General features: G+C 59.8%; 1 protein-coding gene. It reads left to right on the top strand.

Going from position 1 to position 1539, the window contains the following annotated elements:
* Positions 1-448: 448 nt before the first annotated feature.
* Positions 449-1539: substrate-binding domain-containing protein (locus HT737_RS03620; RefSeq protein ID WP_182401471.1), on the top strand; the 1091-nt coding region annotated here is incomplete at its 3' end.

The raw sequence follows: 1539 nt of genomic DNA, 5'->3' as shown, positions 1-1539 counted from the left end.
AGATCGCAGCCCTTTCGGGCAGCTCCTACAGAGAATGGAGTAAGCACCATCCACCTGTGGGAGCTGGCTTGCCAGCGATAGGGCCATGCAGAACAACAAATAACTCAGACTTTTTTGCCAGGACTCCAGCATCACCCGAGCCTCAAAAGCACCATCCTCGGGTTCTCCTTTCTGTCATCTGCAACCACCCCGCAACGGCTGCAGCCAGTTTCAGCCAAACCCACGATCCAGACGCCGCGCCATCCCCCACAAACACCCGAGAAAACCGTCGGAAAATCCCCGCGCAGCTCCCGAGGTTTTTTCCTTTATCTGTCACCGGAACCTGCGAATTTCTCATTGCGACTTAACCACGGACCCCGCTTGCGAAGGTCAGCGGTGAGTCTTCCCAGTGTCATGCAAGACCCCTGAAAACCTGTGTTCACAACCATCGTTGAAAAGGAGATTCTTCATGTTCAAGCGCACTCTGATCGCCGCTTCCCTGACCGTCGCCGCTCTGGCTTCCGCCCAGGCCATGGCCGTTACCGGTGGTGGCGCCACGCTGCCAGCCGCTCTGTACAAAGGTTCGGCCGACAGCATCCTGCCTGCCAACTTCAGCTACGCCGCCGTGGGCAGCGGTGCCGGTAAGACCGCTTTCCTGACCAACAACCCGGCCGGTTTCAGCACCACCGGCACCGTGCATTTCGCCGGTAGCGATTCGATCCTCAGCGCTGCGGAAATCAACACCTACAACACCACCTACGGCGCTTCGTACGGCCCGCTGATTCAACTGCCTTCGGTGGCCACTTCGGTTGCCATCCCGTACAAAAAAGCCGGCCAGACCGCGCTGAACCTGACCAGCGCTCAGCTGTGCGATGCGTTCTCCGGTGCCAAGACCACTTGGGGCCAGCTGCTCGGCACGACCGACACCACGCCGATTCGCGTTGTGTACCGCAACGTTTCCAGCGGCACTTCGGAAATCCTCAGCCGTCACTTGAACTCGGTCTGCCCGACTCAGTTCGCCACCAGCTCCACCTTCACCAACGCGCGTCTGCCAGCCGGTTCGACACTGCCGTCGAACTGGGTCGGCGTCGCCAACACTTCTGATGTCGCCACTACCGTGAACGCGGTTGACGGCTCGATCGGTTATGTCGGTCCGGACGGTGTCGACGCCACCAGCAACGCTGTTGTTGCTCGTGTTAACGGCGTTCAGCCAACTTCGCTCAACGTCACCCTCGCACTGTCGTCGGTGTCCGCTCCTTCGACCCCGGCCCAGGCTGCAAACCCTGCCAACTGGTCGCCCGTGGTGGCTAACCCGGCTTCGGGTTACAAACTGGCTGCCTACACCAACTTCATCTTCGGTCAGTGCTACAAGGATGCAGCCGTGGCCGCGGACGTCAAAGCCTTCCTGACTCAGCACTACAGCAACCCGGGCAACAACACTGCGACTCAGGCCCACAAGTTCGTCGCCGTGCCTAACGCCTGGAAAACTGCTGTGACCGCCAACTTCATCACCAACACGTCGGGCAACAACCTGGACATCAACAACGCCAGCGTCTGCAA

Origin of the sequence: Pseudomonas sp. MD195_PC81_125 (genome assembly GCF_014060985.1) — a bacterium.
GTDB lineage: Bacteria > Pseudomonadota > Gammaproteobacteria > Pseudomonadales > Pseudomonadaceae > Aquipseudomonas > Aquipseudomonas parakoreensis.
The sequence above is the reverse complement of the archived record's forward strand: the minus strand, read 5'-3'. Positions and strand labels throughout refer to the sequence as shown.